Origin of the sequence: Klebsiella sp. CTHL.F3a, assembly GCF_019890895.1 — a bacterium.
Taxonomy (GTDB): Bacteria; Pseudomonadota; Gammaproteobacteria; order Enterobacterales; family Enterobacteriaceae; genus Klebsiella; species Klebsiella grimontii.
The window spans coordinates 85,304-110,482 of the sequence record NZ_CP082361.1; the positions used below are offsets into that span (position 1 = coordinate 85,304).

Here is a 25,179-nt window from a genome sequence, read left to right on the forward strand (position 1 = left end):
AATACCCTTTTATGAATTAGAGCGGCTGGCGTGACAGGTACTGATAAACACTGTATTTACTGAGAAGACGTATCGTTTTTCCTGCGTCATTTCGGGCTTCAAAGCGGTAACCACTGCAGTACAAAGGAAGTTTCTCCATTTCCAGAGACACCCGCTCCCCCTCTTTAACCACCCAGGCGGCCTGAGAAATTCGGTCACACTGAATCCCCCAGGCGCGGTTGGTGGCCATAAACGCATTAATCTGTTTATCCCGCCACAGGCTGTAAGACATGATGCTCACCAGAAAAGCGACAAATGCGGCGACAAACAGCATCACCATCCCGTACGATTTTTTCTCTTCCATCCCTGTTCCTTTATTTTCCCTTCTGTAAAAGCCTGGTCAGTGCCGAAAAAAACAGATAACTCATAAGTCCGGCACCACCCATGCAGAGAATGAAGATAACGCTCAGGACATAATCGCTGCCTGATGTTTCTTTGACGGCATCCCATGAAAAGTACAGCACCGGAGAAATAATAATTATCGTCAGCGCCAGTCTCAGCGAAAATTCGACGGCAGGATGTTTGTGAAAATTAACTTTCATTCTTTTCTCTCCCGTTATGAGTATTCCGCTTTACACCGTCAGTTTTGTGCAGCCCGATAACATAGAAGATGAGTGATGCTGCCCCCATCCCCATCGACTCAGACCAGCTCCGGGCAGACAGCACGGCAAACGCAACGGCAACAGCCGTCTGGCACGCCAGGGCACCCAGGAATATCAGAAGCAGACTGCGGCCTGATATACATAAGGCAATACTGGTCGGAATGAAAAGAAAGACCACAAGCAGAACAACGACCATGAATGACTCGGTCATTTAATCACCTTTGATATGTTATTAATAAGGAGTTACTTTGCTGAAGACTGCGTGAGAAGCTCTTTAATGCGTTGCTTAGTTTTATTTGCGAGGTCCTGATTACCCGGTATGTTCTGATTTTTCATCAGGTCATCATTGAAGTTAGTGAAATCAAGCTGGTCAAAGTTAATCCGCTCCATTTCCTCAATAGTGACGCCCCGGCAGTCGGGGCTTTTCGCGCCGCCAAACCCGATATGCAACTGGCCACTTCGCCCCTGCTGCTGCACAATCTGACCTAGTATTGAATCAAACTGGCAGTAGCTGCGTTTTTTCTCCAGACATACACCCAGGACTTTCTTTGAACAGAACTCCCCGATGCTGATCGTCAGCTTGTCGGTTTTCGCTTTGGCCAGCGCTTTCTCTTCGCTACTGCAGCGGGCCAGTCCCGCGTCCTGTCCCCAGCCACTGTCCTTGCAGCAGTTACTGAACCCCGCGGCGAACTTTTTGCAGTATTGTGCGTTGCCGGTGAAGGCCTTGACATCCACGCCATTCAGCTCAGCAATGTCCTTCCCCGCTGCGGCCAGCGCAGCAAGCTCTGATACTGCCTGAGCGAAATCGCTGTTCTTCCCGGAGACGGCCTTATCGCATTCTCCATCGAGGCAGAACACATCCCCGCCACATATCATCTGTTTCCCGCTCGTACGAGTCTCACAGGAGAACGTGGCGTATTCATGAAGGCAGGTTCCCTCTTCACTGGAGAACGCACACTGCCGTGATGACAGCGTGCAGGCTTTGTTATCCATCAGGGACTGGCAGGCACCAAAATCTGCAGGCTGGGTAATATACGTGTCCCTGTAAGCCCAGCACGCCTGATAAACCGGGTACGCTTTCCCATCCTGCCAGACTTCTTTCGTACTTCCCGGCTCAGTACATTCTGACGATGTTTTGTTTCCTTCATCTTTGTTAAAGGCGCAGTTCTCAACCCAGGTGATGTCAGGTTCCCATTCTTTCGAGGCGACCTGCATCGTGGCGCGGATGTTCAGGGTGATGTAACCGGAGCGGAGATTCCGGGCCAGCACGCCGGCAAAGTAGCTGACCTGGGATTTATCGTGCAGCTGGATGGTCATGATCTCTTCCTGCCCCTCCGTCACCTGATATCCGGCGCCGGACAGTGTTTTCCATTCCCGCCCCCCTTCAACATGGACAGAGCCGCCAAGGCCATACAGCGTTCTCGATTGCCCCGGAGGCGCATAATTCGGCAGACTGGTAATGAAATACTGTGCTTCTGCATGGATAAGCGTGCCCGTTACGCCGAAGGTGAAGCGGACTTTCACCTGGTCGCCCTCCTGCCAGGCATCCTTCAACGCCACGCTGTACACGTCTGTCGTCGTCGTATCGTTATAGTGACCGGTAATGGTCGCTGTCCGCATGCAGTACTGCTCAACCTGAAGGTCGCGCTCGCAGGTGTGGTTCGTGAATTCACTGCGGTTCACGACCTGTGCCGTACAGGCCTGGCCGGTATCCCCGACAATCGTATCCGCCCGGGATTCGATGTCTTTTGCAGACTGAATAAACGGTGCATCCGGTGAAATCAGGTCCGGAGGCCGGTTTGTGAACGATTCCGTAATGGTTTTACCGGTCTCGCCCTGGCTGAACTCAGAGGCCGAGTCACCTTTCAGGGAACTGTCTCCGCTGGCGGTGACACCGCCGTAGTATTTTGTCTGCTCCGGGCTGTCGGTATACCCGGGCAGGTTTTGCTCGCCGCTGAAGTCTTTCAGCGAGTCAATCCCGCTGCCCTGCACCTGCTTGGCAAAATCCGACCCGGCTTTATAATCGGTACCGCTGTCAGCACAGGCCGGTGATGCCAGCCAGATGAAGGCACTGAGGACAGAGGCGTGTATTGTCAGAATGAGCGGGAGTTCTTTCACCGGATACCTCCCAGCATTGTTCTGGCCGTCTGTGCGCAGTCACCTGTTTCCGCCACTTTCTCCAGCGCCTGTTTCAGGCGAATATTGCCGCGCACCACATCGAACCCCGTCTGACACCGGACCACCAGGGCCGGGACACTCCGGATGTTATACTGTGAGTACAGCGTCGGGTCGATTTGAACGCCATCGGTAACGCCATCCTTTACCAGCTGCAGCACCGCGTCAGTGGTGGTCTTCATATCGTTATTAATCAGTCCCCGCAGTGTTGCCGGAATATCGTACTGGCGGGTTTCATGCAGCATGCGCTTCAGTCCCTCTTCCGGTATCGAGAAGGAGACAAAATACAGCGCCCCTTCTGTCGGCTTTTCCTGATTAGCTGCTTTCTGCTGGCTCAGAAGATTATCGATAAACTGGCTGTCTGAACGGTTGAGGGGATTGCGCTTAATTTGCGCTTCCAGCTCCTGCTGCAGCTGTCTGTCCGGATGCTGGCGCAGCTGCTCGCTGAAATTCTCCTGCTGTTTCAGCCACGCGCGGTTTTCCTGCGTATTGATATTGTCAGCAGCTGAAGCCAACGCACAGAACATACTCAGCCCCCAGCCCAGCCCGGTGATGACTTTATTCATGTTTACCTCGTTCAAATAACAATATTACTGACGGGTTCTGTTTCCCTGACTAATACCATGCCCACGAGAACAAACTGCATAGTGTAAAAACAATCAGGCCAATGAAAGAAAATACCTGTTCTTTATTTTCAAGCATCAGTGACACCGTGAAGAACAATACAACCCCACAAAAATACACTCCCAACGGTGAACGCCCTGAAAAAATAAAATACTGAGCAAGGCACAGAATAAATATAACAGTAAGACAGAGACACAACGCAGTATTTTTCCATTCAGAACCGGAATGAAGTGTAATAATATCCCCTTCCCGTTCATACCGGGTAATCAGCTTTAAACAATCCCGGATATCCTTTAGAGCATCGATCATCAACTGAATCTCTGCTGTACTTTTTGTGTGTCGTCCTTCCTCTCTAACAACACTGAATTTTTCATCCCGCAACAGGCTGATAAAAAAATCCACCTGTCCCGGTGTAGGGTAATGGTTGTGGTTCAACATCCACTGTATGTCCGAGAGGTGGCATTGCATAACTCTTGTTTTACTCAGTCGGATAAATGGTTCTTCCGAGAGGCGAAGTAAAATGCCATTTAACCTCTCACGAACATAAGCGAATTCGTTTACAGGATCACAATCATACATGTATCATTTCCTTATCAGATCACTCATTGGCAGTGACGTATTGGGGAGAGTGCAGGATGACTGGGTTGCTTATCTTTTTAGTTTTGTTAACTGCAGCCCTTCGCTTTCGCTTCAAAGATAATCATTCTCTTTTCATAAAATTGAGAAGACCATTTCCTGCCGAACTTACTTTATTAATACTGTCTTCAGCGTTGTGCTTTACAGCACAGGAAACTTTCTGTTTATTCAGAGAGAATGTTTATCTTTTTTATTCTATGACATTCATGTCAGTTGTAGCCGTCTGGTTTGTTTCTTATCTTTTCTCGTCATCAATATTAAAAACCCCGATTACCGATATGGTGCTGACCCCCTGCCTGTCGAACCTCCGGATAGATATTAACCGTGGATATACAGAGGCCATGTCTCAACCAGGATCTTATGAAGACATCGCCGAGAAAACCGCAGCAGATATTAGCTACCTTTTGAGTAACATTCCCTGTAAGACCATCACATTCGAATCGCACCTATTAAGACAGGGACTACGCAAAGTCTTATGTAACAACATGAGTGAAAGAGGAATATCATTCACCGTTAAAGAAAGAATAACTCATCTTCCTGAAGCGATGGTTCTCAATCTGAGATACGGTGGTAAAACACGCTATCGTCTTTTCACCTACTGCAAGCACCCCAACGGATTCAAAGTGCATCGCAAAGGTGGCGCATTTAAAATTTATAACCATAAAACCCTTTGATAATTTCATCATCACGCAATCACATATAAATGATGGCATATAAAGGTATATAGCTGTACAGCGACCAGAAAAGCCCCACAGGATCTTTGATCCATAAGTTAACCACGACACCAACACCAAGAAACAACGCCATAATGACAGAACACACCAGAATCAGCCCCCCGCCACATAGCGCCAGCCGTAATACCAGGAATGCAGGGATAATCAGCAGAATGGACACTATAGTCGATGCACGCGAGGCCTCCCATCCCCGGTAAATCCAGCATGCTTTCAGCACACCGCTGACCTGCCCGAGCAAAGCATTCAGCCGTCCAAGCTCATGTGCCGTCGCTGATGACTGCCCATGAATCTCGGCCTCTCGCATTCTTGCAAGCCACAATATGGCATTCAGACGGTTGATCCCCCCCGGTCGAGGAATGATGCCATAACGCAGCCCGGCAGAGATTTTATCACATGCCTGAGAGGCGACGGATATACCCGGTATCGATGCCAGAGGTGCAGACTTCAGGGTCATACCGACTGTATGTATCGACGTTTTCACAAACGCATAGTCCTTCAACATGTTGCCTCCAGTCGTACTTATTCAGCGTGTCGACTCATATCCTTTCTGAGACGGGCGGCAATCTGTTCCCACTCTCTGTATTGCTCGACCGTAAGTACCTTTTTCACACTCAAAGTGACCCGGGATGTACGTGAAGAAGTCTCCTGAGACTGAGCCGGTTGGGTGTCACATGGTGTATGTTGCTCTTTCATGATTTATCCTCTTTTTCATGCTTATAAAAACACACAGTTGCGTTTACGCCACATCAGATAGCCGTAGTTCTTTCGTGAGTTAGGGGGATTTCGCCCCGCTTCCCAGCGCATCACGCTGCGCCCCACGGGATGGCACTGACCGCTGTCCGGGTACATGTTCACCATCTGATAGCGCCAGCGCTCTTTGGGGATAATCGGGGACGGATACTCATAGCAGACCGCCTTATCCTTGCCGATGCTCTCCATGATTTGTCCCTGCCGGTGAAGCTTGTACGCCATGCGCTCGCTGACCAGTAACGAGGACTGCAGAGGACTGGACTCGTTACTGACCCAGCCGCTGAACGGGTACATCGAACCCTGAGAGCCGGCGCACCAGAACAGAACATCCAGCGGCATACGAAAAGCGCTGGCCATCGCATCCGCAGCGCAGGCACCCTGCGCAATCGGGTTGGCAAACAGAATGGCTTCCGGATTCAGGATGGTGGTCAGACTGCTGTCCACCCAGGTCGGGTCAATCTCAGAGAGATACGCGATATCCATATCCCCCCCTTCCAGGCAGCCTGCTGACGTGATGATGTTCAGCCAGTAGGTCAGCGGGTACTTGTACCAGTGAACGTGATAGAAGGCTCCGTTCACCTGCTTGTCGTCTTTTTTCGCCGTTCCCATGCCGGTCTTGCCGAGGTTGATGCTGAATCCCCCCAGATTGACCATACAGCCCGGCGAACGGCTGACGTCCGTCATCGCCATGGGCTCCCAGTACCCAATGGCCAGACCGGGGCGAACAAACAGCGGTGGCGGAGCCGGACAAAGCTGCAGGGGACTGCCGGGATTGCTGGTATCAGGCTGGTCGCCTTTGCCAACCTGGACGCTGCCGAGCGACAGGGGAAAGATACAGCGCCAGCATACATCGGTGATCGGGTTAACGAATCGCCCCTCACAGGAAGGGTCAGCAGCCGCACTGAGGCTGTACCCCCACAATGTCAGGGCACACAGGAACAGAGTCAGGGTTCTCACAGAAACATCCTTATTTAACAGGGAAGGTCTCAATATTCAGCCGTTCACCTGACGGCGCCGGGGTGATACGCGCCGGCACCGTGGTCAGGCCAAAGCGCTGGCTCAGCACGCCGTTCTGGTCGAAATAAATCCGGCTGTCCAGCGCAGCTGAAGTCTCAGGGACGCTGCCCCGCACCAGGATAATCTTGCTCATCAGGGTTTCCGGGACCTGGCGTTTCATCCAGGCCACCTGGTCGGCATCATCCCCGTTAATGAAGTACAGAGTCTGCACAAACGGCACGGTTTTCAGGGGATTCACCACCTCCCCCTTTCGGGCAAACACCCGGCCCTCATTGTCCTTCAGGTCTTCGGTCAGACGGATACTGGGGTCAAACCAGCGCTGCTCGTACTTCTCAGCACGCTTAATCCCCTCCACCGGGACCGGACGCTGGCTGTTCTCAATGACACGCTGTTTAAACTCATCCATCGTCTGGTCCCACTTTCCTGTGGTCTGCAGCGTCTGCAGACGTTGCGTGATGAGCTGCAGCATGTCCTGTTCACGGACGGGCCATAAATCCCCCCAGGTACCGAGGTCAGCGGCCTGTGTCAGCGGCGACAAAAGACAGCTGGCGAGCAGGCAGCCTTTCAGTCGTATCATTGCTGTGCTCCTTTCATCCGATGGGCAATGTCGTGCTGGATGTTGCGGGTCACATCGGGCGCGCCCTGAACAACTGCGGGTGAAACCAGAATGACCACATGATGCTGCTGCTGATAATCCGCCAGGCTTTTCTCCAGCGCATCATTAAACCTGTCCGAGAGCGCTTTTGACTGAGCCTCCGTCAGTTGCTTCTGGCTGACGCTGTCCATAAAGCTGTCGAGCGTCTTTTTCATATCAAAGGCCACGACCCGCGGTGTGGTGTATTCCAGTACCACGCGCGAGAGAAAGACACTGGTCGCCAGAGTAAAAAGGATAAGGGCAAAGATGATCGACACCCGGCGGAAGTTGAGGGGCGTTGTTCTGGTTTGTTGTTCAGTGGTTTGTTCCATCAGGCTGCACTCCTTATGTTTTCACGTGCTATACGAGCCTCGAGTTCAGTCATTTCATCCGTAAAGTTCCGGCAGGCCAGTTCGTACACCGCATCGTGAATATCAATGCCCTCTTTTCTGCGGCTTTTGATGTACTCAAAATCTCCGCCGCTTGACGAGTACATTGCCCGGCTGAGCGGATCGACGAACAGACGATGCCAGGAGGTATGTGCTTCCACCTGCAGCATGAAGGAGGAAAACCACTGGTCTTTTGCGGAACCGAAACTGTTAATCATGTCCCGCTGCATCTGGGTGAACTGGTCAGGATACAGCTGGTTATATTTGGCAAACTCCTTGGCTGACTGCTTGAGGATAATTTTGTAAGAGGAGTTCCCCCAGGCGGCCCGGGCAGCACTGGATGCCGTGGGCGAGTCAAAATCCACAATATTCTGGGTGATGGTGATATATGAACCGAGGTGCCGGCGCGCCGTACGATACCCCTTCTCAATAAAGGTCCCGACTTTTTCATTTTTGAAGTCCAGCAGTCGCCAGCCCTCGTCAATGACGTTCAGTTTTTTCAGACTTCGCGGAGACTGATACATCCTGTTTTCGATGTAGATAATGAGCGAGAACATAACCGCAACGAGCAGTGACGGACGCGATTCGAGGCCTCCGAGTTCAAGGACTACCATTCGCGCATCATCATGCAGGGAAGGCTCATCAGAGTTGAAGTAGTCGCCGTATATCCCGTTCACCGTGTACTGGTCGAGCAGGATTATCATCTCATCGAGGCGGCTGCGGATGGTCGGTGAATCGGCATACTCCTCGCTGTCCTTTGCCGTTTTGAGGAAATCGACCACATCATCAACACGCGCTTTATTACGTTTGCTTAGCCAGGCCGCCTGTACCGCCTGCAGGAGCAGACCTTCATGGACCTCATCAAGGTTCCCGTTCGGGCTCGCCATCACTGACATCTGGTCGCGGATACGTTCAGCTGACAGGTCAAAATTGGCGTCATCAAGAACGTTGGCAAACGGGTTGAATTTCAGCGAGTCGCCGTCGAGGTAGACCCCGCCCATGTTTTCACACAGTGACTTATAGCCGTCGCCCATATCGAATATCCAGGCAAACCCGCCGGAGTCGAGCACGCTGCGAACCAGCGGCTGGATTAGACCTGTTTTACCCGCGCCGGAAGTCCCGCAGACGGCCATGTTGAAATTGGTGTTGTTCATTCCCTCGTAGAACAGGTCGATGAACGCCAGCTGGTTTCGGTAAGTTGGTGCAGGCAACCCTGCTGGCGCCAGTGGACTGTCGGCGACTACGGGTAACAGGTTGGCCACATTAAAGGTTTCAGCCCGTTTAACGACACCTGCCGACTGGAGCTCTTTGAACAGGCCTTCTCCTGATTTAAACGGCAGCATGGCCAGATAGTTTCGTAGATGGTGATAACGAGCAGGAAGTAGCTCGAAGCCTCCCTTGCGGTAGCTGTTGAGGATCTCCTGTTCGGTAGCCAGAGAGGCTTCTGCGTTATCGGGCGTATACGCGGTAATATTAAAGAAATAGGACACCAGGGAGGACTGGTTGGTCGCCAGCCGCTGGCGGATATCGCCCCACTCCTTTACCTCCTTTTCGACGGACGGGAAATATTTCGCATAGGAGGTTTTGCTCTTTTTCTCCAGATCCAGAAACTTCAGATTGGCTTCATTCTGGGTTTTAACCTGGTCTTCCACCATCAGCGTCAGCGTGATGACAAAAGGACATGAGATGGACAGTTCCGGGTTAAGCAGGTTGGCGTAGTTATCAGCACTGGTCCAGAGAAACGCGATTTCCGGGTCCCGTGCAAGATGATAGTTCGTCACTCTCGTGACCTTCTCATTGCCGTTCCGATCCAGCAGGCCTATTTTCAGGTGGTTTGCCGTCACCTGCATATCAAAGCTGTCGTCGACGCACTGATAATTCAGGTCCTGATACGGGTCCAGTTTATAGGGCTTACGATACATTTCACCCGGGTCAGGGTTAACCTGCTCGCGTACCATATCCACCAGGCCCTGAGCATCCAGGATCCGGGTAGGGATCTGCGCGCCCTGCAGGGAGGCCCGGATGATTTTTATCTGGTTTTCCAGCTCAACAATCTGGGCTTTAGAATTTTTCTTTCGGGGGACAGAGCAGGAGATAAAGACACGGTAGTTACGCAGTGTCAGTGGTAAATCCATTCCAGGAGGCAGAGAAAACTGTGTTTCTGCCGCCCGGAGATAGTAGGCACGGGTAATAGCATTAAATTTTTCCGCCTGTTTACCGCTCCAGCTGAATTCCCGTAATCCATACTCAATATCGTCCCCGACCAGTTTGCTGGAAACCAGACTGATAGTCACTGGTACATTACGGGGCAGCTTTGTACGCAGCAGGTTTTCCAGCGATGATACAATATGTGCGTTGGCGCCGGGTAAAGGTCGGGCTTCAAACATAAACCCGACCGTCTTGCTGTTGATAAAAAGCCCGGTCGCAGAGTCATAATCCTTGTAAGGCAGCACCCGGCTAAACTGCGGGAAATTCATACTGCCGAGCGTGTCGTTGGCTTTAGCTGATTCGTCAGGCAATTTCAGCGCAGATACCAGCGAGTTCACGGCCTGCGCGACGGTATCCATGAGGTTATTACTCATGCGAGCGTTCCTTAATGAGGGTGTTAAATAAGCATTGAAAAGATAAAATGGTGGATTATGAATATGTCAGAAAAAGCATTTTAATCGCCGTAGTAAAAAGTTAAAAAAGGTATAAAAAACAGCAATAGCGTGGAGATACCCATTTGCCCGATAAAAATAACGTCCCATAATAACGCCCCCTTCCATAAAAATATAAGAAACGTCACAATCAAGGCCACCAAATGAAAGGACACAATGCAGAATAAAAGGATGCCTAAGAACTCTCTGTCACCGATATCAACCCTAATGCAAAGAAGGTAAAACATCAAAAGGCTGCATATAATGAACACACCATCATATCGCACACTTTGAAAAAAAAGCTGACCATACCCATAAACAACGCCATTATCAGTAATGACGCCATTATAAGTAAACCTGATTGCAAGATAAATAAGCCAGTAGATAACAGGAACAAACAAAGACCCGTATTTTGTCGCTTTTTTTAATTTCATTTGTTTTTAGCCTTATACAATTCCCACTGACTGATATACTCATCATACTGAGAAACAGGCACATTAATGATGATGCCGGCACAGTCCAGTTTATTAACAGAATCGGTAAACGTGCCTGTCGGGATGTTTACCTCAAGCAACTTACAGTCGTTTTTCCAGTGTCTTCCTGCTTCGAGTTCATCCATCGTAAAGGAGTGAATGGAGATGACGAACATCCCGCAAAACCCAACCGACGCTATAAGTGCACTATATATAAATGTATCACCTCTGTTAACGCGCAGATTGAATTTTTCAGGGATAGCAACCATTGCCAGTGCACCGACAACACCAATAACAAAAAGAATCAGGCTTACCCCAATAAGCCATCCGAAATCATTCCCCGCAAGGTACGATCCTCTCATTGTCTTCCTCCGTTTATTGTTTCTATCGCACTGTTCAAAGGTTCGCGGGTTTTAACTTCAATGCACTCCCCTGTACTACTTCTATGGCCCCGGCCTCCGCGTGCTTCGATTGCCCGCAGCATTTTCAGGCAGACATCCGTATTGGGCATGGGTGTAACATTCCAGATCCCACCACCACTACTCTGCGTCATCAGCACCAGAAAAATAAAGGTATGCATACCTTACTGTCTCCATTTATAAATTAGCGGCCGAATAGTTCTTCGGTTAACTCTGCGATGGTTGATATTTTCTCATCACCATTTATCGCTCTGTCATAATCCGCCGCACTGACATTTTCAATAACGTCACCACACTGAAGCCGGTTTTGCGCAGGAGAGAGAACCCCCCTGTCAATATTCGATTCCAGCAACCGGCAGTCATTCTTCCAGTGATGAGAGATATCTTCTGGCATGGTATTACTATCAGATGAAAAAAGCAGGCAGTAACAGGCCAATGTAATTACCAGCGCCATCGACCACTTTATTAACTCAATCATAACTTTCCTGAGCATCCTTAATGTGTGGTTAAGTATAACTATTCACGCATAACTCTCTCCCAGCGTTCTTCATGGGTAATCTTTATTTTTTCCAGATGAGATTCCTTTCCCCCTGTACTTAACGGGAAGATAGCGGGTTATACCATCAGGACAGGCCCAGGCGTCTTTTTTCCCATTAAATCCTTGTTGAGCATCGAAAGCTGATATCTTGCAATTTGTTAATGTGTATTTAATATCATTTTTTCTAAACATAGTTTCTTTATAAGTATCCTCTGGTGACAAAATTCCAAGAGCAGTTATAAAATGAAGAATTAAAACCCCAGAAAACATGCAACTGCGTAATACTTTTCCCTCAAGCGACTTTGATGCAAAATATCCAACTATCGCCCCCATACCAATAGCGAGAGCAAAATAAAATATATAAAACGAATCAAGCTGAACAAGTTTATATGTAAATATTAAAACATCACTCATAATTAACTCTCATAATGAAGTATGCCCCGACACAAAGATACATGAGCGCCATACCTTTCTCTGAACACGCTACCGCCCATCCCTTTCAACGCAGAGGGCACTCGTTTTAAATCCGGTGTTCATTCAGTATTCACAGCGCCATTAACGGCGCTGTTGATTAGTTAATACGGGGCAGGCCCCATGCCGATGGTGTAACAACAAATACAACCGCTGTGGGTTGGTGATAGACGTCTTCAGAATCGATATACGGAGCTATCCACAGGGATGCCGTCTGTTCTCCCTTCCTGAGTGGGCGGGGATAATTGCCCGGCAGCGTCGCAGGTGAACGAAATGTCTGGCTGACCGGCGTGGCAGTGAGCGGTGCGGTCCGGTTGCTGGCGTTTTGTATCTGATGTGCTGTCGGTGTGCTCATTATGCCTGCCGGCTTCGCTGCCGCCGTTGACACAGAAGCCGTACCGGTTGCAGTGAGAGTCGGTTGCGGCGGCAGCGGGTAGGATACCTGCGACGACGTTCTGAAGTTGCCGTCAGCCAGTCGTGGCAACCCGACCGCAGCCGGCTTTGCGGAGGCGCTTTCCTCCCGGGCCTTCGCTTTCTCATTCGCCTGCTCCATCGTCATACAGGTATCCGATGTCGTGGCATTACATTCGAATTCCGTCTCTGTGCCCGCGCACCCGGTTAAGAGCAAAGCGCTGCCCAGAGGAATTAACAGCATTAATTCCTTCATGATATTTCCCGTCATTTTTCTGTTATTAATTCAGGCTCGCCCTGAACGTTGCCCGTAACCTGTGTCTTTGCCAGTTCTGTGAGAGGCGCGGGATTTAACCATGATTTTCTCCCTGAGCTTCTCCGCCTGGTGAGAACTGACGCGGGTCAAGCTTGCCCAGTTTTTTCAGCATCTCGTCAGTGTTAAACCCGTTCAGGTTACTGCCTGACTGCTGCGCTTCAGGCTGCGCTACCGGCTCCTGGTTCTGCGCCTGCTGTTGCCCGTTTTTTTCCGCTTCCAGCTCTTCGATAGTTTTCAGCTGGAAACCGTCCTGAAAGACCACCGTAACCTCATTGCCGGCACCAATTGGAATGACCGGGTGATACTGCTCGGCGCGTTTGATGTAATACTCGCTCAGCGTCTGCGCCGCTTTAGATGCACCGCCACCAATCCCCATCTTCAGTACGTCGCCAGCGCCGACTGTCGCCGTAGCGCCCAGCCCCACAGCCGGCTGAGAAGCACGCTCCATTCCCTGACCAATCCCGTCAACAAACCCGGCGCCCCATGCCCAGCCGAGGATTTTCCCGTTACGCATGACCACTTCACCTTTCACGCCGTTCTTGCCCATAAAGGACACATGCCCGGCTATCGGCTGGTCGATGGTTTTGTCGCCTTTGATGCAACTGATGTTCCGGGTACGAACGATGGCACGCTCACTGGAGACGTCCCCCCAGGCTTCGAGACCGACAAAGCAACCGGTCAGGTCATACGTTTTGCTGTTCGGCATCTCCACCCGACCCACAACACGCAGCTGCATCGGTACCGTGGATTCATTCCCTGTCACAGAAGCATTCGCGTCGGCCCCTTCAATCAGGATGCTCTTCGCGAAGCTGCCGGAAGGGATATAGGGCAGCTCCCGGCTTTTTTTGCCTTTGTAGTAGCTGAAGGTTTTACGCTGTATCTGGTTCGGTACCGGCACCGACTGGTAGCTGACCTGTGGCGGCGGGACCGTGCCATTGCCCGGATAGTATGCTGTCGGAGGCGGTACCGCGGCGCCGGACTGCGGCGGGTAAGCGGCAGGCTGCGGCTCGCCTTCCGGGCCGGGTGGAGGAGACGGCGGTGTTGGCGCAGGTTCACCGCCAGATACAACCGGCTTAACACCCAGCGCCTTCAGTTGCTCCTGCATGGCCACATTGTCATTGCTGAGTTTGTCGATACGGATCTGGTCAGCCGTGCGCGCCTTACTGAGCAGATCCACTTCTCCCTGCAAGGATGCAAAACGCTTGTTCAGATCAGACGCCGTCGCCTGCATCTCGGTCGTTGCATGCTGTTCCACTTTGCTGTTGAAACTGCTGTCGACTACCCCGGTCATATCTGGTGCGGGTTCACCCTGCACAGGGGCCTCTTCATCAGAACTCAGGTTCAGTTCTGACAGATACAGTCCGCCACCAACAGCAGCCGTGCCACCGACAAGAATGAGCCCCAGCCAGAGGTACTGTTTACGTTTAATCAGCGTATTAAAGTTCGCCATCAGCGACTTCCTCCTGCATCCGACGTCGTGACCCAGACCTGCATACGGCCACCGGCTGTCAGCAGACCTGCCGGCGTGCTGAGCATGACGGCACGCGTACCTGGCTGCCAGAAATCGCTTTCACGCACTATGCGGGGTGACAGGGAGACATTATCCAGACTGTAACGGACGACCTTCAGGTGATGACCGGTCCAGACTTTTTCTGCTGTGGCACGCAGGCCAGCAGATACCTGCAGCATCTCAGACGTGACAGGGACAGACTGATAGTCACCAGGAATACTGCCCTGGCGAACGGCACGGTTCAGGGAGACCAGCACAGATTCATACGGGTTTGACTCCTCCCAGGCTTTTGCCGGACCGGGAGTACCTGTGAGTTCGGTGACCAGCTGTATTGTGCGACCGACGCCCGCGCGAGGAACTGCGCGGATGGAAAAATTGAGCCCGCGTTCAGTTTCCACAATAAAAGTGAATGGCTTCTTGCTGACGGTCGCCAGAATGGCACCGCCGCTGTCGGTCTGCTCCTGGTTAGTAAGCCCCCCGTCGAGACTGTTAATCGCCGTTATACGGTCCCCGGGCACGGTGAAAAGATTCGGGTCAGTGTTGCTTACCGCAATGTTGGCCTGTCCGCCGTTCGTCAGAGGAACCACCGTCGGTGCAAGCGTACCGCTGAGGGAGGCAGACATAGCCGGTGTCATAAATAACAGGCAACCTGAAATAAATAACGGGTTAATTTTTTTCATTATTTATTTCTCCAAAACGCGCCAGCCAGCTGACACCATCGACACGACTGAACTGAATGACATAACTTTTGATTTCGCTGTAGGGCTTCGAGTCGCCAATCCAGGTTTTCAGCTCCCCCCTGACATCAACCCTGCTTTCCGCCGGATACGCACGGACAGACGTCATATAAAAAGTCGCATTGACATTATTTTCTTTTATTCGTTTTGCATCTTCAGCCAGCTGGACTTTCAGGCTGTTCTGTGAAGCAGGTAATACATACCGGAGCAATTGCTGATGCTGGGCATCAACTGTTTCCGGTGTGACGTTCAGACGAAGCGCAATAAAACTCAGGCCCAACTGTTCGAGATACGAGGCGTCAGTCTGATTCTGCGATACCGCAAAGGGCGCGCTGAATAACATCGGTGTAACCGCTACTTTCTGTTCTGTCTGGAGGCGATAGTTATTAATGCCCTGGATAATATTTGTGGTCAGACTGAGTGTCAGGACTGTCCCCAGACAGATATAACCCAGCGCAATGACGCGCGTGGTGCTTAGCCTGGCGCCATGTTCCATATGTTATTTCCCCGATAAATTATTTAATCCACTGCCGGAAACAGGAGTCCGGAACATCATGAAAGAAACCTTTAAGAAGGGAGGTTGGCAGATACCAGTAAATCAGGTCGCGTAGCCAGGAACTGCCCCGCCCTTTTTTCAATTTCTTGATACCCCAGAAAACCAGTGCCGCTGCAGCCATACCAAATATGAACTTGCTGGTCCAGAAACCCCAGCCGAGACAAATCACGGCCGGGATAAGTTCATCGAGATATAAACCAAACCAGCGGGACTGGTTAGTCAGTGTTTCCGGGAAACGGTATTTCTTTAATTCGTCTCCCATCATCACTTATTCCCTGTCAGTAACCGGCGACCGACATACCGATGGTGATAAAGGTGGAAATAATGGCGAAGCCGAACAGGAATTTCACGTTCTTGGTCATCATGTACATGATGCCACCCGCGATAACTTCTGCCAGAATCACCCACTTGACCACACTGGAAGACTTACCGAAGGTACCTTTGACTGTGGTATCACCAGACTTCATCAGATCAGTCGTGGTGGTAGCCATCGCAACTTCCGGAAAGAACGCCGCCACAGCAGCAACCGGCAGCGCAGCTTTAGCGACTTTCAGGGCTTTCTTTTTGTTGAAAACACGGGACAGAAAAGACGGCTTAGTTTCTTCAGAGACAGCAGTGCCCTGAACACTTAATACAGCATTCATATTTATTTCCTTTAAAAAGAATGGTTAGGTTATTACGATCATGTCACTTCAATTAATTTTTTATGTCTGCTTACCTCCTGGCTCAGTGATATCGGAATTATAAAAATCAGGAAATCTTTCAAGATGATCTTTCAAACGCAGATATGCCTCAGAAGTCTTACTTCTTCGACTCCTGTCTTTTGCTTTAATTAGACGACGATTAGTATCTTCATCTAACCTTAGAAGCACATGTTGTCCTGGCGCTGGTCGCGCGTTACTCCTAATCGCTCTTTCCAATCGTCCTCCAATGATTCACTTAATAAACCTTAATAAGTCTTACATTGACACAATAAAAAGTAAACTATTTACACAAAAACCATGAGTAAATTATTTTTACAAATAAAGAGTACGTTTCGTACTTTTAAGATTAACAAATCATTAACAGTGCGCTCTTAGCACTTCAATAACATTTTGAATAATCTTGCTGTAACTACAAGAATGCAATAAAGATAAAATAATATAGTCTCTATCAGGACAGTTTAATTCTTTCCTCATCTTATGAACAACGTTCTTAGATGTTTGTTCTTCCAGCCCTGTTATTTTTGAAATGGTTGAATGAGTGAACCCAACAGAATAAAGATTCAGAACAGCCCATTCAGAACTTGCCATATTTGCAACCTTTGCTAAATACTTTTCCATCCTTGAAGAAAATGCATCATACTTCCCCGAACGATCAATAACACTATTAACCTCATTTAGAAAAACCCATTTAGTGAAAACTTCATTATTCAAAGTGATACACTCTATAAATACTGTCCACACTTGCTTTTCAGCCTTTACATTTTTCACAAGGCAAGCTGTTCTTGATGTTAATGCTTTAAGCTCTGATTGAATCAACTCCATACCTGCATCGATGGAAATGGAGGAAAACCAAGATTTACGATCGCATTTTGTTAAAAAAACTTGATCAAAAAGAGGGCTGGAGTAGATTAATTGACCACAGGAATTGCGAATAAAAGAAGGACTCGACGAAATGTTAAGCATTTCGGCAACATTCTGAATGGATTCTGTTTGACGGCGTACAGCAATTTGACTACGATCCTTCGCACACATAGGCGCCTCCTCGAAAGGACACTATGGATAGTTGACGTCAGGGGGTACCAGCCCCGGGCGTCAACGCTTCAACAAATTTTATTACTTCACTGTAAGTATTCTATATTCCCTTATCGTCCATGTCACTTATAAAACCCAGATCATTCTTCTTTTTTATTGAATTTAAAAAGCAAGAAATATCGTAACTTCATTCTTTTTCATCTAGCTCTGGGAAAAATCTTTCCACAACTTCTTTAGCATCATCCTTTATGTTCATAACCATCGATTTGAAATCAAAACGTTCGTCGCCTTTTATGTGGGGACTGAGCGATTCCATCGCCAGTACTTTTGAAATTGCAAACTGAGTTTTTAACACATTTTCAAGTAATACCTTATTGAACTCAGTCTGGTTGAAGCCGGATTCTTTACGTTGCATCTGAGCCTCATAAACTCTCAACCCCAGTTCTAGAAGCATTGACGCAACACTTGAAAAGCTAACATCCTTTTCTTTCGCCCCTTCGGCTTTACGTTTTTCAACAATCATTTGGATTTTCTCAGCCACTTCATCGCTGGCATACGCTTGGACCCTGGCCATAAGCTTCCTTTATTAAAACCTGTTCAACTTACGATATTATTATCAGACGATAACGCGAGTCTAAATTAATTACAACTCTAAACTTAAGCCTAGAGTTTAAGCAACTTGTTTTACGACTCACACGGGAACTTAAGTTTAGAGTTAACTTGTCATAACATCTTGAAAATAAATAAATGAGTCGGATAAAACTTGTCACAGACTTACAGGTAACTTACGCATAAGTCATAGACAAGTTGCATTAACATAATAATGTATAACAAAGATTAATATCCATACAGCTAACTCATTGTTCTCAAATATCATTCTGCAAAATTTAAATTTTGCGTGGGGTGTGGTGATTTTGTGGTGAGGAGTGCATATTTGTTGAGTCTGGTTCTGGTCTGGGTTAACGTATTTACAGGAATCGGCCCGGAGGGAGTCTTTTGAGAAAAAAACTGGCGTTTGCTGCCCTGCTATTAATATCCACACCTGCATGGGCCACGGATTGTTTTGATATGGCGGGACGGGATTACCGGATAGATCCGGATCTGCTCCGGGCTATTTCATGGCAGGAATCAAAATGGGTGGTGGATGCCATCGGTAAAAATCCGGGAACAGGATACGGTGCCGGACTGATGCAAATCGATTCGCAGCACCATGCCAGACTGGCGGAGTTCGGTATTAAACCGGAACACCTTGTGACGGATGCCTGCCTGAATATTTATACCGGTGCGTATTATCTGGCACTGGCGTTTAAGAAGTGGGGCATCAACTGGGAGGCAGTCGGTGCCTACAACGCGGGATTCCGAAGAACGGACAGGCAGGCATCGCGACGTCTGGAGTATGCGAGAAAGATTGAAGCTTTCTACCGGGCCATCAAGGCAAATAAAAACACCGGGAAAACCCGGCCTGTTAAAAACGAAAGACCTCATGAATGAGGTCTTTTTTTTCAGATGTATGATTAATCAATCGCCCGCCAGATTAAATGCCGTTCGGGATGATGAATAATGCTGATATAATCTTTCAGCGCATCCTGACGGGAAACCAGATGTTTACAGACGCGGGCATATTCCGGCCCCATATCCGCCACCTGCCATGACAGCCAGTTCATTATCGTCAGCGTGGCAATAATCCCTGCGGCATCGGCGCTGACGTCACCGTCAAAATAATTTCCGGGGATGCGCATCCTGTAAGACTCTTTTCCTTCCGGTGCGATATACCCGGTCTGCGTGGTGATAAACTGAATGCGGCCCGGGGTAATATTCCCGCCGACACCCTGCGGAATAATCCAGTAAGACCAGAATCCGCCATCGTAATCCGAATGCTGGCGTAACCAGCTCGCCGCCATATTATCGGCTGACGGCGTAAAAAAGAGGACCGGGATAAAATCCAGACGCTCATCGCCATCGGTAACGGCATAACGCAGATATTTGTCTGTTTTAAATTGTTCGTCTGATTCACGAGTGGCGGTGTTGACGTTTATTGTGTGCATACTGAATGTCTCCTTTGCGGTTTATTAAATCGTTCGACTTCATCACTGAGCGGCAAAGGGCAATTTGCAGCCGACGGGGAGGAAATAAAGGGGCGCGAAGCGTTTATACACCCCTTTATTTTCGCCACGGCGGATGCTAAAAGCCGCCCTCCGCGAAAAGATGATGTCGGGCGATATAGCGCGGGGCTGAGCATGCACACAACCCGGAACGTCAATTCGGTCTTTATCGAATTCACGTTCCGGCCATCAGAGTGGCGTGTATTTATTGCCACGGTGAAAGCGGCGCATCCTGATAAGGATGCAGCAAGCGCGATGTTGAATTTGCGTCAGGATGGAAGCCCGCTGCCCGGAGGTTTACCGTAGGGCCGGGCAGAGACAGCTTGCTGGCTCTGTTCACGACAGCCGTGTCCCTTCAGGGACGACGCCCGGGCCGTTATATTTTTTATTCTTCACAAAAGATAAATACCAGAGGAGATAAACAGCAGGATGCCGGATGAAATATAAAAGTGACAAATAAATAATAATGAAGAAAGAAACCCGCGACGGACTGATACTGGCGGCGCGTAGCGCAGCCGGTATTATCCGGCACCGCAGGTGCGCGGCCTTTTTTCCGCAGTCGGGCAGGATATCCCCTGCCCTTCCGGTTATTTACGCAGCCTCCTGTATCCGGCGCATAAATTCCCGCATCGCCCTGAACCGGGTCAGGTCAGCCAACCTCTTTTCAAAGTCATTAAGGTAATACACCGGAGTGTATCTTACTCGCCGGAACTGCATCGTCAGCGTGTTACCCGTGACCACTTCGGCGGCTATCCCGAGCAGTGACAGCTGGATGAAGGCCATATCTGCCGCCACCGGATCGATATCGATGCAGCTGCCGAACATGTGCATGGAAGGGTTGATCTCCGCTTCAAGCAGGCACTCCGCATACGCAATCAGCATCCCGGCGGCACCACAGGCCGGGTCGCTGACCGTGGCTATCCCTTCCCGGCGGATAGTGTCCCTGACGCCCGGCATCAGCATCCGGGCCATCAGGCACTGGACCGAATAAGGGGTAAAATACTGCCCGCGAAAGTTATCACCGAGTTCAAGCTCCATAAAAATGGCGCCGAGGAAATCATGAAATTTCGCCTCCAGTGCGCACACCATCATGCAGAACATCTCCTGCATGTTCGCGATATCTGACGCATCGTATCGCGCACAAATTTTCCGGCAGTGGTCCATGCTCTCCGGCGTTCTGATGCGGACCATATCCAGTTCACTGGCGGCCAGTGACAGAAAATCACTGAACACCTCCCAGCGGCCCAGGTGGCGGCCCGTGTCTTTAAACACGCGGATAAAGCGGCTCCGGCTGTGCTGCTCACTCATCATTCGCTGAACAGAAGGCATCACTTCCGCGACCTGAGTCCTCACCTGAACGACAGGGGGATTGTCTGCGGTTTCTCTGACCATGTTGAACACATCGGCAAAACTCAGCTGTGACATACAATTATCTCCGCTGTTGCCGCCCCTTTCGGAGCGGCTCACCTGGTTAGTTACATGCGCGTTTGAGTTCAAGCGTGCGGAGTACCTGCCCGAAGGCGGTGTTGTTCATCGCCGGGATATGGACGCCGCGCCCCTTGCGAATGCTGCGGGCAATATGCCGTCCGAAGGCTTTCAGCGCCGGGTCAATCTCCCGCGCGGCGATGTCATCGCGCAGAATGCGCTGGTGACGGCGGGGCTTTACAGCCTCAGTGGAAGGTGAAAGAATAGTCAGGGTCATACAGACCTCCATATATCGTGTATGTGAAGCCGAAAAAATCGTTCCCGCGACTTTTACGGCGTGGATGAAGCAGGGTTTTCCCTGCTTTTTTCATTTCTGCTCCGGGTTAAATTCCTCCTTAATGCGCGTTTTAATTTGCGCATGGCTCAGGTTGCACACATCCCGCAGCCGGAAATATCTGGCTCCGCAGCGGGCATAAATCTCGGTCACGTCACCGCAGACCATTTCCTGCAGCATGAACGTCTCCCAGCCGCCGCTCTCACTCGTTGACCAGTTGAGCGGGTACATCAGGCCCAGCGCATCATGGAAGGCGTGAACGTCGATTTCAGCGGGCGCTTTCACCGCCGCTTTCTGGCGACTCAGCCAGTATTCGCGCTCCGCTTCGGCAGTAACCAGCATTCCCGGACGGGCTGAGGATTCGGTGAGGTGTAAGTGCATGGTTTTCTCCTTCGGGTTAAGGGATGGCTGCAACATGCCGCCATCCGGGGTTGCCTACTCGTTTGCCGCCAGTTCACTCATCAGCACATCACGGGCTTCCTGCGCGTGCTCTTCTTCGGCTAACGTCAGCAGATACCCGCGTTTTGCCGCCGCGCCCATGAACGCCGGGCGGTCTTTCAGCGGCAGCGCGTCCAGATAATCCAGCGCATCGCCCAGCACTCGTGCCTGATACAGCTCGTAGTGCAGCCCGCAGCAGCGCCCTGCTTCTTTCTCGATGCGCGCCAGCACCACATCGGCGCGGATAACATCGAACGGGTTAGCGGCGTGGATATTGCGCACAAAGCCATCAGTACGCAGAACGGACGATATGGAATGGACGATGCGGGTATTCATGAGTGTTTTCCTTTTTCTGACTTTGAGGTTTTAAAACCATCACCCGTTGAGTTGCCGGGGCCGCGGTTTTGACGTTTTGCGGGGACCTGCTGCTCTGCTCCGCTGGTTGTTACCTTCACCCGTTTGAGAGCCGTTCGCCGCAAGGGCGTCAACGAGCACCGGCGATGGCAGATGTCCAGGGCGCGGTTTACCGCGTGCCATTTACCCTGGACGGCTGACAGCGACTGTGCTTGTCTCAGCCCCGGCGAAAGGACTCAAACGGGTGAAACGGCACCAGGTAAGGAAAGAGCAGGAACCCGCCGCAACGTCGGAGAAGCGGCAGCGAAAACGGCGTTGCCCCTTACAGCCCGGCGGCCGTTGGTCTTCGCCGGGATGCAGGGAGCGCAGGAAACGGCGCGACAGAGGCGGCGCATCCGGAACGGATGCTGCAAACCTGCCGTTGACGTCAGACATCAGACACTAGCGACAGCCCGAAACCGCGAGCGGGTTCGGCGAAGCTTACCGCGTCCTTTCGTGGTTAGCGGAGTGTGGCTCGACGACCGGGCGCGCAGCGGTCGGGAGCCGAAGGTGTCCGTGCGACAGAATGTCGTTTAACATATTGTTTTACATTGATAAAAACAGCCATTCCATTGGCTGTAGCCTACCGGTACAGGCGTTGCTGGCAACGGCGAGGTCTGAAGCTTCCGGGACAACGAGATCGGGCGTCAGCCCGGGGAGATTCCCGTGAGGAACGCTCCTTTGCTGCAAGCATCACGGGCTGCTGGAGAATGAAGTTAACCCCCTGATAGCAACGTTCATGCAGAAACGGGGGCTTACGCTGTCTGAGGAAAAAACCGCGATAACGCACATAGGTACACGAAACAGGGATGGCAACGCGTTATCAGCATCTTCCAGGATCTCAGGTAACTGAATCTGTAGCTGCTGGATCCCTCGGGGAACGACGATGCCAAATTCAGCCAGTAGCCCCCGAATTTGATTCGCCTGAGCGGTCCGTTGTTTGATAAAGCTCTGACGGCTCCGGTGAAGTGCGAGTACAGCCTGCTGCTCAGGGGTCTTAACCGGCACGAACCTCATGTTGGGTCGCGTGACGGTTTCGCAAATAGCCTCTGCGTCTGCGGCATCATGCTTATTGGTTTTGACATAAGGCTTGACAAACTGAGGAGCCATCAGTTTGATGTTATGGCCCATCGATATGAGTTTACCGGCCCAAAAGTGAGCAGAAGCACAGGCTTCCATGCCGATTAAACATGGGGGAATGTTGGCAAAAAAAGAAAGCATTTTTGCGCGTTTGAATTGCTTGTTGAACAAGCGTTTGCCGTGCTCGTCAACTCCGTGGATCTGAAAAACCTCTTTTGCTAAATCGATGCCGATAGTCTTAACGTTCATGATGGACGCTCCGCTCAAGTGGTGAAGATTTATCGTCTCACTGTGGCGCAGGGTATAGGGGGCGACCATTCCATTAACAAAGACATTTCACACTAGAAATATCCTGACAACTGAATAATAATCGCCGACCAATTGGCCAGCAGCGAAGACTGAGGGCACAGGACCGTTGTATATTTCAGTACTTTTATTTACCTTCCGGGACTCGATCTTATGGCCGATAAAGGCAAGGATCTCGCAGCGTTATATCTTTCCGAACGTAAACGTCTGGAGCGCCAGATAGACCGCAAAGTGGGCTGTCACAGCACGGCCAGCGATCTGGTGCAGGATATTTTTCTGCGGCTTTGGGAAAAAGCCATCGAGTGGAAAGGAGATTCCGCTTCCTATTTAAGCCGATGCGCGCGCAACGCCGCCATCGATCATCTGCGTGCCGAGAAAACCCGCGAAGCGTATTTGAAGAGCGAACTGCCAGACCCGTTTTATGCATCTCCCCTATCGCCACAGGAAATCCTTACCGCTGAGCAGAATTTCCGACATATCGAAGAGGTACTGGCCTCTCTGCCGGAAAAAACACGCCATATCTTTCTTCTGAACAGGATCCACGGGCGCAGTTTTTCTGAAATCGCCGGTGTGATGGGGATATCATCGCGTGCGGTGGCAAAGCATATGGCACGGGCGATCTCAGCATGCGAAGGCGCATCCGCGAATGGAGTGAAAAATGTCGATTAAACCGGTTGCTGATGATGCTGAAGTCCGTGCAGAAGCACGTCGCTGGTTTCTGGCTATGCAAAACAGTCCGTCACGTCGCCAGAAAGCCTCCTGCAATAAGTGGCGTGATGCGCATGCGGCGCATGAAGAAGCCTGGCAGACGATTGAGTCCGTCTGGCAAGAGATCGCCGCCCCGGTCCAGCAACTGGCGGAAAAAGAGGCCAACGTGCTGTCTGACTATCTGGCGGCGATGGACAAAAACCGGGCGCGAAAGGTGAGACGTCGCCACGCTGGCTCGGTCGCTGCGTTGTGCATGATGCTGGCCGGACTGTGGCTGCAAAATCCATCGTGGATACAGAATTTATCTGCAGATCAAGTGGCAGCAAAAGGTGAGCGGCGTGAGGTGCGGCTCGCCGACGGCTCGAAAGTGCTGTTGGATGCCGACAGTGCCTTAGGTGTCGATTTCACTCCGGAAGCTCGCCGTATTCATCTGCTGCGTGGCGGGGCTTTTTTTGATGTGGTTCCTTCAAAAACGCCGTTTATTGTTGATACCCACGCGGGTAGCGTTCGCGTACTGGGCACGCAGTTTGACGTGCGCTTGCAGGAGGGCAGTGGTGTGGTGACGCTGGCGCGCGGTAGCGTCGCAGTCAGCAGCAAAGGCCAGCCGCAACCAACAATGATTAAACCCGGGCAACAAGTGGCGTTTAGCCCGCAGGGGGTTGCTGCCCCGGTCAGCATTAACGTTGAGGATGCGATGGCGTGGCACGGCGGTCGCTATATTTTCTATCGTGCGCGACTGGGAGATGTGATGCGCGAGTTGGAACGCTATCGACCGGGCCGGGTGGTGATTCCCTCTTCTGCGCTGGCGGATCAGCGGGTCACCGGCAGTTTCTCCCTTGCTGACACCGACAAATCGCTGGATTCGTTACAAGCCAGTATCGGCTTCCGCATTCGGAAAGTGACCAATTACCTGGTCATTATCACGAAATAAACTTTTTTATTTACAGTTGGTTATGATTTTCTTTTAAAAATTTTCTTTTTCAGGTT

33 protein-coding genes and 4 pseudogenes are annotated in these 25,179 nt (G+C 50.7%); 6 read left to right on the forward strand and 31 right to left on the reverse strand.

All coding sequences use genetic code 11. From position 1 onward, the window contains the following. Window positions 1–16 precede the first annotated feature (16 nt). The 6 genes from K7H21_RS28475 to K7H21_RS28500 are packed head-to-tail and all read right to left on the reverse strand — an operon-like array spanning window position 17 to window position 4,019. On the reverse strand, window positions 17–343 hold the full coding sequence (locus K7H21_RS28475) for a hypothetical protein (protein ID WP_223035923.1): 327 nt from the start codon (window positions 341–343) through the stop codon (window positions 17–19). A gap of 10 nt (window positions 344–353) precedes the next feature. Continuing rightward, window positions 354–581, reverse strand: coding sequence for a conjugal transfer protein TrbE (locus K7H21_RS28480; protein WP_223035924.1), 228 nt, complete (start codon window positions 579–581; stop codon window positions 354–356). Then, window positions 571–852, reverse strand: coding sequence for a hypothetical protein (locus K7H21_RS28485; RefSeq protein ID WP_223035925.1), 282 nt, complete (start codon window positions 850–852; stop codon window positions 571–573). The genes K7H21_RS28480 and K7H21_RS28485 overlap by 11 nt, the downstream gene beginning before the upstream one ends. Window positions 853–884: 32 nt before the next feature. Further along, the gene (gene traN, locus K7H21_RS28490; RefSeq protein WP_223035926.1) at window positions 885–2,759 is read right to left on the reverse strand and encodes a type-F conjugative transfer system mating-pair stabilization protein TraN; all 1,875 of its coding nucleotides are present in this window, start codon (window positions 2,757–2,759) and stop codon (window positions 885–887) included. Then, window positions 2,756–3,382: a type-F conjugative transfer system pilin assembly protein TrbC gene (gene trbC / locus K7H21_RS28495; RefSeq protein ID WP_223035927.1), complete on the reverse strand. Its 627-nt coding sequence runs from the start codon at window positions 3,380–3,382 to the stop codon at window positions 2,756–2,758. The genes traN and trbC overlap by 4 nt, the downstream gene beginning before the upstream one ends. 49 nt (window positions 3,383–3,431) lie before the next feature. Continuing rightward, on the reverse strand, window positions 3,432–4,019 hold the full coding sequence (locus K7H21_RS28500; RefSeq protein WP_223035928.1) for a hypothetical protein: 588 nt from the start codon (window positions 4,017–4,019) through the stop codon (window positions 3,432–3,434). Window positions 4,020–4,075: 56 nt separating this feature from the next. Between K7H21_RS28500 and K7H21_RS28505 the strand changes: the two genes are divergently transcribed. Continuing rightward, window positions 4,076–4,750 carry a hypothetical protein gene (locus K7H21_RS28505; RefSeq protein ID WP_223035929.1) on the forward strand — a complete coding sequence of 225 codons (675 nt, stop codon included), beginning with the start codon at window positions 4,076–4,078 and terminating at the stop codon, window positions 4,748–4,750. A 19-nt stretch (window positions 4,751–4,769) separates the two neighbouring features. Here K7H21_RS28505 and K7H21_RS28510 read toward each other — a convergent pair whose 3' ends face one another. The 19 genes and pseudogenes from K7H21_RS28510 to traM form a co-directional block, all read right to left on the reverse strand. Then, window positions 4,770–5,312 (reverse strand): hypothetical protein, encoded by a 543-nt coding sequence (locus K7H21_RS28510; protein ID WP_223035930.1) that lies wholly within the window; start codon window positions 5,310–5,312, stop codon window positions 4,770–4,772. 212 nt (window positions 5,313–5,524) lie between these two features. Then, window positions 5,525–6,508 carry a conjugal transfer pilus assembly protein TraU gene (traU, locus tag K7H21_RS28515; RefSeq protein ID WP_223036028.1) on the reverse strand — a complete coding sequence of 328 codons (984 nt, stop codon included), beginning with the start codon at window positions 6,506–6,508 and terminating at the stop codon, window positions 5,525–5,527. 19 nt (window positions 6,509–6,527) lie between these two features. Further along, window positions 6,528–7,154, reverse strand: a complete 627-nt coding sequence (gene traW, locus K7H21_RS28520) for a type-F conjugative transfer system protein TraW (protein ID WP_223035931.1) — start codon at window positions 7,152–7,154, stop codon at window positions 6,528–6,530. Beyond that, on the reverse strand, window positions 7,151–7,543 hold the full coding sequence (gene trbI / locus K7H21_RS28525) for a type-F conjugative transfer system protein TrbI (RefSeq protein WP_223035932.1): 393 nt from the start codon (window positions 7,541–7,543) through the stop codon (window positions 7,151–7,153). Before trbI ends, traW begins: the two co-directional genes overlap by 4 nt. Further along, complete coding sequence (gene traC, locus K7H21_RS28530) at window positions 7,543–10,182, reverse strand: type IV secretion system protein TraC (RefSeq protein ID WP_223035933.1); 2,640 nt, start codon at window positions 10,180–10,182, stop codon at window positions 7,543–7,545. Before traC ends, trbI begins: the two co-directional genes overlap by 1 nt. A gap of 80 nt (window positions 10,183–10,262) precedes the next feature. Continuing rightward, entirely contained in the window at window positions 10,263–10,673 is a 411-nt protein-coding gene (locus K7H21_RS28535; protein WP_223035934.1) for a hypothetical protein, read from the reverse strand. Continuing rightward, window positions 10,670–11,074 (reverse strand): hypothetical protein, encoded by a 405-nt coding sequence (locus tag K7H21_RS28540; RefSeq protein ID WP_223035935.1) that lies wholly within the window; start codon window positions 11,072–11,074, stop codon window positions 10,670–10,672. Before K7H21_RS28540 ends, K7H21_RS28535 begins: the two co-directional genes overlap by 4 nt. Continuing rightward, window positions 11,071–11,292: a hypothetical protein gene (locus K7H21_RS28545; protein ID WP_195729739.1), complete on the reverse strand. Its 222-nt coding sequence runs from the start codon at window positions 11,290–11,292 to the stop codon at window positions 11,071–11,073. Before K7H21_RS28545 ends, K7H21_RS28540 begins: the two co-directional genes overlap by 4 nt. A gap of 23 nt (window positions 11,293–11,315) precedes the next feature. Next, window positions 11,316–11,609, reverse strand: coding sequence for a hypothetical protein (locus K7H21_RS28550; protein WP_223035936.1), 294 nt, complete (start codon window positions 11,607–11,609; stop codon window positions 11,316–11,318). 69 nt (window positions 11,610–11,678) lie between these two features. Continuing rightward, window positions 11,679–12,083, reverse strand: a complete 405-nt coding sequence (locus K7H21_RS29165; protein ID WP_228751084.1) for a hypothetical protein — start codon at window positions 12,081–12,083, stop codon at window positions 11,679–11,681. 157 nt (window positions 12,084–12,240) lie between these two features. Further along, on the reverse strand, window positions 12,241–12,807 hold the full coding sequence (traV, locus tag K7H21_RS28560) for a type IV conjugative transfer system lipoprotein TraV (protein WP_223035937.1): 567 nt from the start codon (window positions 12,805–12,807) through the stop codon (window positions 12,241–12,243). A 94-nt stretch (window positions 12,808–12,901) separates the two neighbouring features. Further along, window positions 12,902–14,317, reverse strand: coding sequence for an F-type conjugal transfer pilus assembly protein TraB (gene traB / locus K7H21_RS28565; protein ID WP_223035938.1), 1,416 nt, complete (start codon window positions 14,315–14,317; stop codon window positions 12,902–12,904). Further along, window positions 14,317–15,057 (reverse strand): type-F conjugative transfer system secretin TraK, encoded by a 741-nt coding sequence (gene traK, locus K7H21_RS28570; RefSeq protein WP_223035939.1) that lies wholly within the window; start codon window positions 15,055–15,057, stop codon window positions 14,317–14,319. Before traK ends, traB begins: the two co-directional genes overlap by 1 nt. Beyond that, on the reverse strand, window positions 15,044–15,610 hold the full coding sequence (gene traE / locus K7H21_RS28575) for a type IV conjugative transfer system protein TraE (protein ID WP_075912683.1): 567 nt from the start codon (window positions 15,608–15,610) through the stop codon (window positions 15,044–15,046). Before traE ends, traK begins: the two co-directional genes overlap by 14 nt. Before the next feature lie 19 nt (window positions 15,611–15,629). Further along, the gene (gene traL, locus K7H21_RS28580; protein ID WP_223035940.1) at window positions 15,630–15,935 is read right to left on the reverse strand and encodes a type IV conjugative transfer system protein TraL; all 306 of its coding nucleotides are present in this window, start codon (window positions 15,933–15,935) and stop codon (window positions 15,630–15,632) included. A gap of 13 nt (window positions 15,936–15,948) precedes the next feature. Beyond that, complete coding sequence (gene traA / locus K7H21_RS28585; protein ID WP_223035941.1) at window positions 15,949–16,314, reverse strand: type IV conjugative transfer system pilin TraA; 366 nt, start codon at window positions 16,312–16,314, stop codon at window positions 15,949–15,951. A 60-nt stretch (window positions 16,315–16,374) separates the two neighbouring features. Further along, window positions 16,375–16,578: a TraY domain-containing protein gene (locus tag K7H21_RS28590; protein ID WP_171972759.1), complete on the reverse strand. Its 204-nt coding sequence runs from the start codon at window positions 16,576–16,578 to the stop codon at window positions 16,375–16,377. A 153-nt stretch (window positions 16,579–16,731) separates the two neighbouring features. Then, a complete protein-coding gene (locus K7H21_RS28595) occupies window positions 16,732–17,406 on the reverse strand; it encodes a conjugal transfer protein TrbJ (RefSeq protein ID WP_142469911.1) in 675 nt (224 codons plus the stop codon). Between the two features lie 187 nt (window positions 17,407–17,593). Next, window positions 17,594–17,997: pseudogene (traM, locus tag K7H21_RS28600) on the reverse strand (conjugal transfer relaxosome DNA-binding protein TraM); the annotation flags it as partial. Window positions 17,998–18,402: 405 nt separating this feature from the next. Here traM and K7H21_RS28605 point away from each other — a divergent pair. After that, on the forward strand, window positions 18,403–18,897 hold the full coding sequence (locus K7H21_RS28605) for a transglycosylase SLT domain-containing protein (RefSeq protein WP_223035942.1): 495 nt from the start codon (window positions 18,403–18,405) through the stop codon (window positions 18,895–18,897). 23 nt (window positions 18,898–18,920) lie between these two features. Here K7H21_RS28605 and K7H21_RS28610 read toward each other — a convergent pair whose 3' ends face one another. From K7H21_RS28610 to K7H21_RS28630, 5 genes are all read right to left on the reverse strand, one after another. After that, on the reverse strand, window positions 18,921–19,451 hold the full coding sequence (locus tag K7H21_RS28610; protein WP_223035943.1) for an antirestriction protein: 531 nt from the start codon (window positions 19,449–19,451) through the stop codon (window positions 18,921–18,923). Window positions 19,452–20,099: 648 nt separating this feature from the next. Then, window positions 20,100–20,933: an N-6 DNA methylase gene (locus tag K7H21_RS28615; RefSeq protein ID WP_223035944.1), complete on the reverse strand. Its 834-nt coding sequence runs from the start codon at window positions 20,931–20,933 to the stop codon at window positions 20,100–20,102. Between the two features lie 46 nt (window positions 20,934–20,979). Continuing rightward, complete coding sequence (locus tag K7H21_RS28620) at window positions 20,980–21,210, reverse strand: CCDC81 family HU domain 1-containing protein (protein WP_032744242.1); 231 nt, start codon at window positions 21,208–21,210, stop codon at window positions 20,980–20,982. Between the two features lie 90 nt (window positions 21,211–21,300). Further along, window positions 21,301–21,648: a hypothetical protein gene (locus K7H21_RS28625; RefSeq protein ID WP_223035945.1), complete on the reverse strand. Its 348-nt coding sequence runs from the start codon at window positions 21,646–21,648 to the stop codon at window positions 21,301–21,303. 54 nt (window positions 21,649–21,702) lie between these two features. After that, the gene (locus K7H21_RS28630; RefSeq protein WP_223035946.1) at window positions 21,703–22,041 is read right to left on the reverse strand and encodes a hypothetical protein; all 339 of its coding nucleotides are present in this window, start codon (window positions 22,039–22,041) and stop codon (window positions 21,703–21,705) included. A 290-nt stretch (window positions 22,042–22,331) separates the two neighbouring features. Between K7H21_RS28630 and K7H21_RS29170 the strand changes: the two are divergent. Both K7H21_RS29170 and K7H21_RS29470 read left to right on the forward strand, forming a co-directional pair. After that, a pseudogene (locus K7H21_RS29170) lies at window positions 22,332–22,474 on the forward strand (hypothetical protein); the annotation flags it as partial. A gap of 324 nt (window positions 22,475–22,798) precedes the next feature. Then, window positions 22,799–22,891, forward strand: a pseudogene (locus K7H21_RS29470) (group II intron reverse transcriptase); the annotation flags it as partial. 2 nt (window positions 22,892–22,893) lie between these two features. Here K7H21_RS29470 and K7H21_RS28635 read toward each other — a convergent pair. Then, window positions 22,894–23,427: pseudogene (locus K7H21_RS28635) on the reverse strand (IS110 family RNA-guided transposase); the annotation flags it as partial. Between the two features lie 210 nt (window positions 23,428–23,637). On the opposite strand from K7H21_RS28635, the gene K7H21_RS28640 reads away from it, so the two are divergent. Together K7H21_RS28640 and K7H21_RS28645 are read left to right on the forward strand one after the other, a co-directional pair. Next, complete coding sequence (locus K7H21_RS28640) at window positions 23,638–24,153, forward strand: RNA polymerase sigma factor (protein WP_049156577.1); 516 nt, start codon at window positions 23,638–23,640, stop codon at window positions 24,151–24,153. Continuing rightward, window positions 24,143–25,123, forward strand: a complete 981-nt coding sequence (locus K7H21_RS28645; RefSeq protein WP_223035947.1) for a FecR family protein — start codon at window positions 24,143–24,145, stop codon at window positions 25,121–25,123. Before K7H21_RS28640 ends, K7H21_RS28645 begins: the two co-directional genes overlap by 11 nt. The last annotated feature ends 56 nt before the right edge of the window (window positions 25,124–25,179 follow it).

What these genes read in the sequence shown, in the direction of transcription:
- traC (WP_223035933.1), bottom strand. Translation starts at nt 10,182, where the DNA reads ATGAGTAATAACCTCATGGATACCGTCGCGCAGGCCGTGAACTCGCTG.
- traW (WP_223035931.1), bottom strand. Translation starts at nt 7,154, where the DNA reads ATGATACGACTGAAAGGCTGCCTGCTCGCCAGCTGTCTTTTGTCGCCG.
- traK (WP_223035939.1), bottom strand. Translation starts at nt 15,057, where the DNA reads ATGAAAAAAATTAACCCGTTATTTATTTCAGGTTGCCTGTTATTTATG.
- K7H21_RS28485 (WP_223035925.1), bottom strand. Translation starts at nt 852, where the DNA reads ATGACCGAGTCATTCATGGTCGTTGTTCTGCTTGTGGTCTTTCTTTTC.
- traB (WP_223035938.1), bottom strand. Translation starts at nt 14,317, where the DNA reads ATGGCGAACTTTAATACGCTGATTAAACGTAAACAGTACCTCTGGCTG.
- traA (WP_223035941.1), bottom strand. Translation starts at nt 16,314, where the DNA reads ATGAATGCTGTATTAAGTGTTCAGGGCACTGCTGTCTCTGAAGAAACT.
- K7H21_RS28625 (WP_223035945.1), bottom strand. Translation starts at nt 21,648, where the DNA reads ATGCACTTACACCTCACCGAATCCTCAGCCCGTCCGGGAATGCTGGTT.
- K7H21_RS28500 (WP_223035928.1), bottom strand. Translation starts at nt 4,019, where the DNA reads ATGTATGATTGTGATCCTGTAAACGAATTCGCTTATGTTCGTGAGAGG.
- K7H21_RS28640 (WP_049156577.1), top strand. Translation starts at nt 23,638, where the DNA reads ATGGCCGATAAAGGCAAGGATCTCGCAGCGTTATATCTTTCCGAACGT.
- traE (WP_075912683.1), bottom strand. Translation starts at nt 15,610, where the DNA reads ATGGAACATGGCGCCAGGCTAAGCACCACGCGCGTCATTGCGCTGGGT.
- K7H21_RS28480 (WP_223035924.1), bottom strand. Translation starts at nt 581, where the DNA reads ATGAAAGTTAATTTTCACAAACATCCTGCCGTCGAATTTTCGCTGAGA.
- K7H21_RS29165 (WP_228751084.1), bottom strand. Translation starts at nt 12,083, where the DNA reads ATGAGTGATGTTTTAATATTTACATATAAACTTGTTCAGCTTGATTCG.
- K7H21_RS28535 (WP_223035934.1), bottom strand. Translation starts at nt 10,673, where the DNA reads ATGAAATTAAAAAAAGCGACAAAATACGGGTCTTTGTTTGTTCCTGTT.
- K7H21_RS28550 (WP_223035936.1), bottom strand. Translation starts at nt 11,609, where the DNA reads ATGATTGAGTTAATAAAGTGGTCGATGGCGCTGGTAATTACATTGGCC.
- K7H21_RS28505 (WP_223035929.1), top strand. Translation starts at nt 4,076, where the DNA reads ATGACTGGGTTGCTTATCTTTTTAGTTTTGTTAACTGCAGCCCTTCGC.
- traL (WP_223035940.1), bottom strand. Translation starts at nt 15,935, where the DNA reads ATGATGGGAGACGAATTAAAGAAATACCGTTTCCCGGAAACACTGACT.
- trbI (WP_223035932.1), bottom strand. Translation starts at nt 7,543, where the DNA reads ATGGAACAAACCACTGAACAACAAACCAGAACAACGCCCCTCAACTTC.
- K7H21_RS28540 (WP_223035935.1), bottom strand. Translation starts at nt 11,074, where the DNA reads ATGAGAGGATCGTACCTTGCGGGGAATGATTTCGGATGGCTTATTGGG.
- K7H21_RS28610 (WP_223035943.1), bottom strand. Translation starts at nt 19,451, where the DNA reads ATGCACACAATAAACGTCAACACCGCCACTCGTGAATCAGACGAACAA.
- K7H21_RS28645 (WP_223035947.1), top strand. Translation starts at nt 24,143, where the DNA reads ATGTCGATTAAACCGGTTGCTGATGATGCTGAAGTCCGTGCAGAAGCA.
- K7H21_RS28620 (WP_032744242.1), bottom strand. Translation starts at nt 21,210, where the DNA reads ATGACCCTGACTATTCTTTCACCTTCCACTGAGGCTGTAAAGCCCCGC.
- traV (WP_223035937.1), bottom strand. Translation starts at nt 12,807, where the DNA reads ATGAAGGAATTAATGCTGTTAATTCCTCTGGGCAGCGCTTTGCTCTTA.
- K7H21_RS28475 (WP_223035923.1), bottom strand. Translation starts at nt 343, where the DNA reads ATGGAAGAGAAAAAATCGTACGGGATGGTGATGCTGTTTGTCGCCGCA.
- trbC (WP_223035927.1), bottom strand. Translation starts at nt 3,382, where the DNA reads ATGAATAAAGTCATCACCGGGCTGGGCTGGGGGCTGAGTATGTTCTGT.
- K7H21_RS28630 (WP_223035946.1), bottom strand. Translation starts at nt 22,041, where the DNA reads ATGAATACCCGCATCGTCCATTCCATATCGTCCGTTCTGCGTACTGAT.
- K7H21_RS28510 (WP_223035930.1), bottom strand. Translation starts at nt 5,312, where the DNA reads ATGTTGAAGGACTATGCGTTTGTGAAAACGTCGATACATACAGTCGGT.
- K7H21_RS28615 (WP_223035944.1), bottom strand. Translation starts at nt 20,933, where the DNA reads ATGTCACAGCTGAGTTTTGCCGATGTGTTCAACATGGTCAGAGAAACC.
- K7H21_RS28595 (WP_142469911.1), bottom strand. Translation starts at nt 17,406, where the DNA reads ATGTGTGCGAAGGATCGTAGTCAAATTGCTGTACGCCGTCAAACAGAA.
- K7H21_RS28545 (WP_195729739.1), bottom strand. Translation starts at nt 11,292, where the DNA reads ATGCATACCTTTATTTTTCTGGTGCTGATGACGCAGAGTAGTGGTGGT.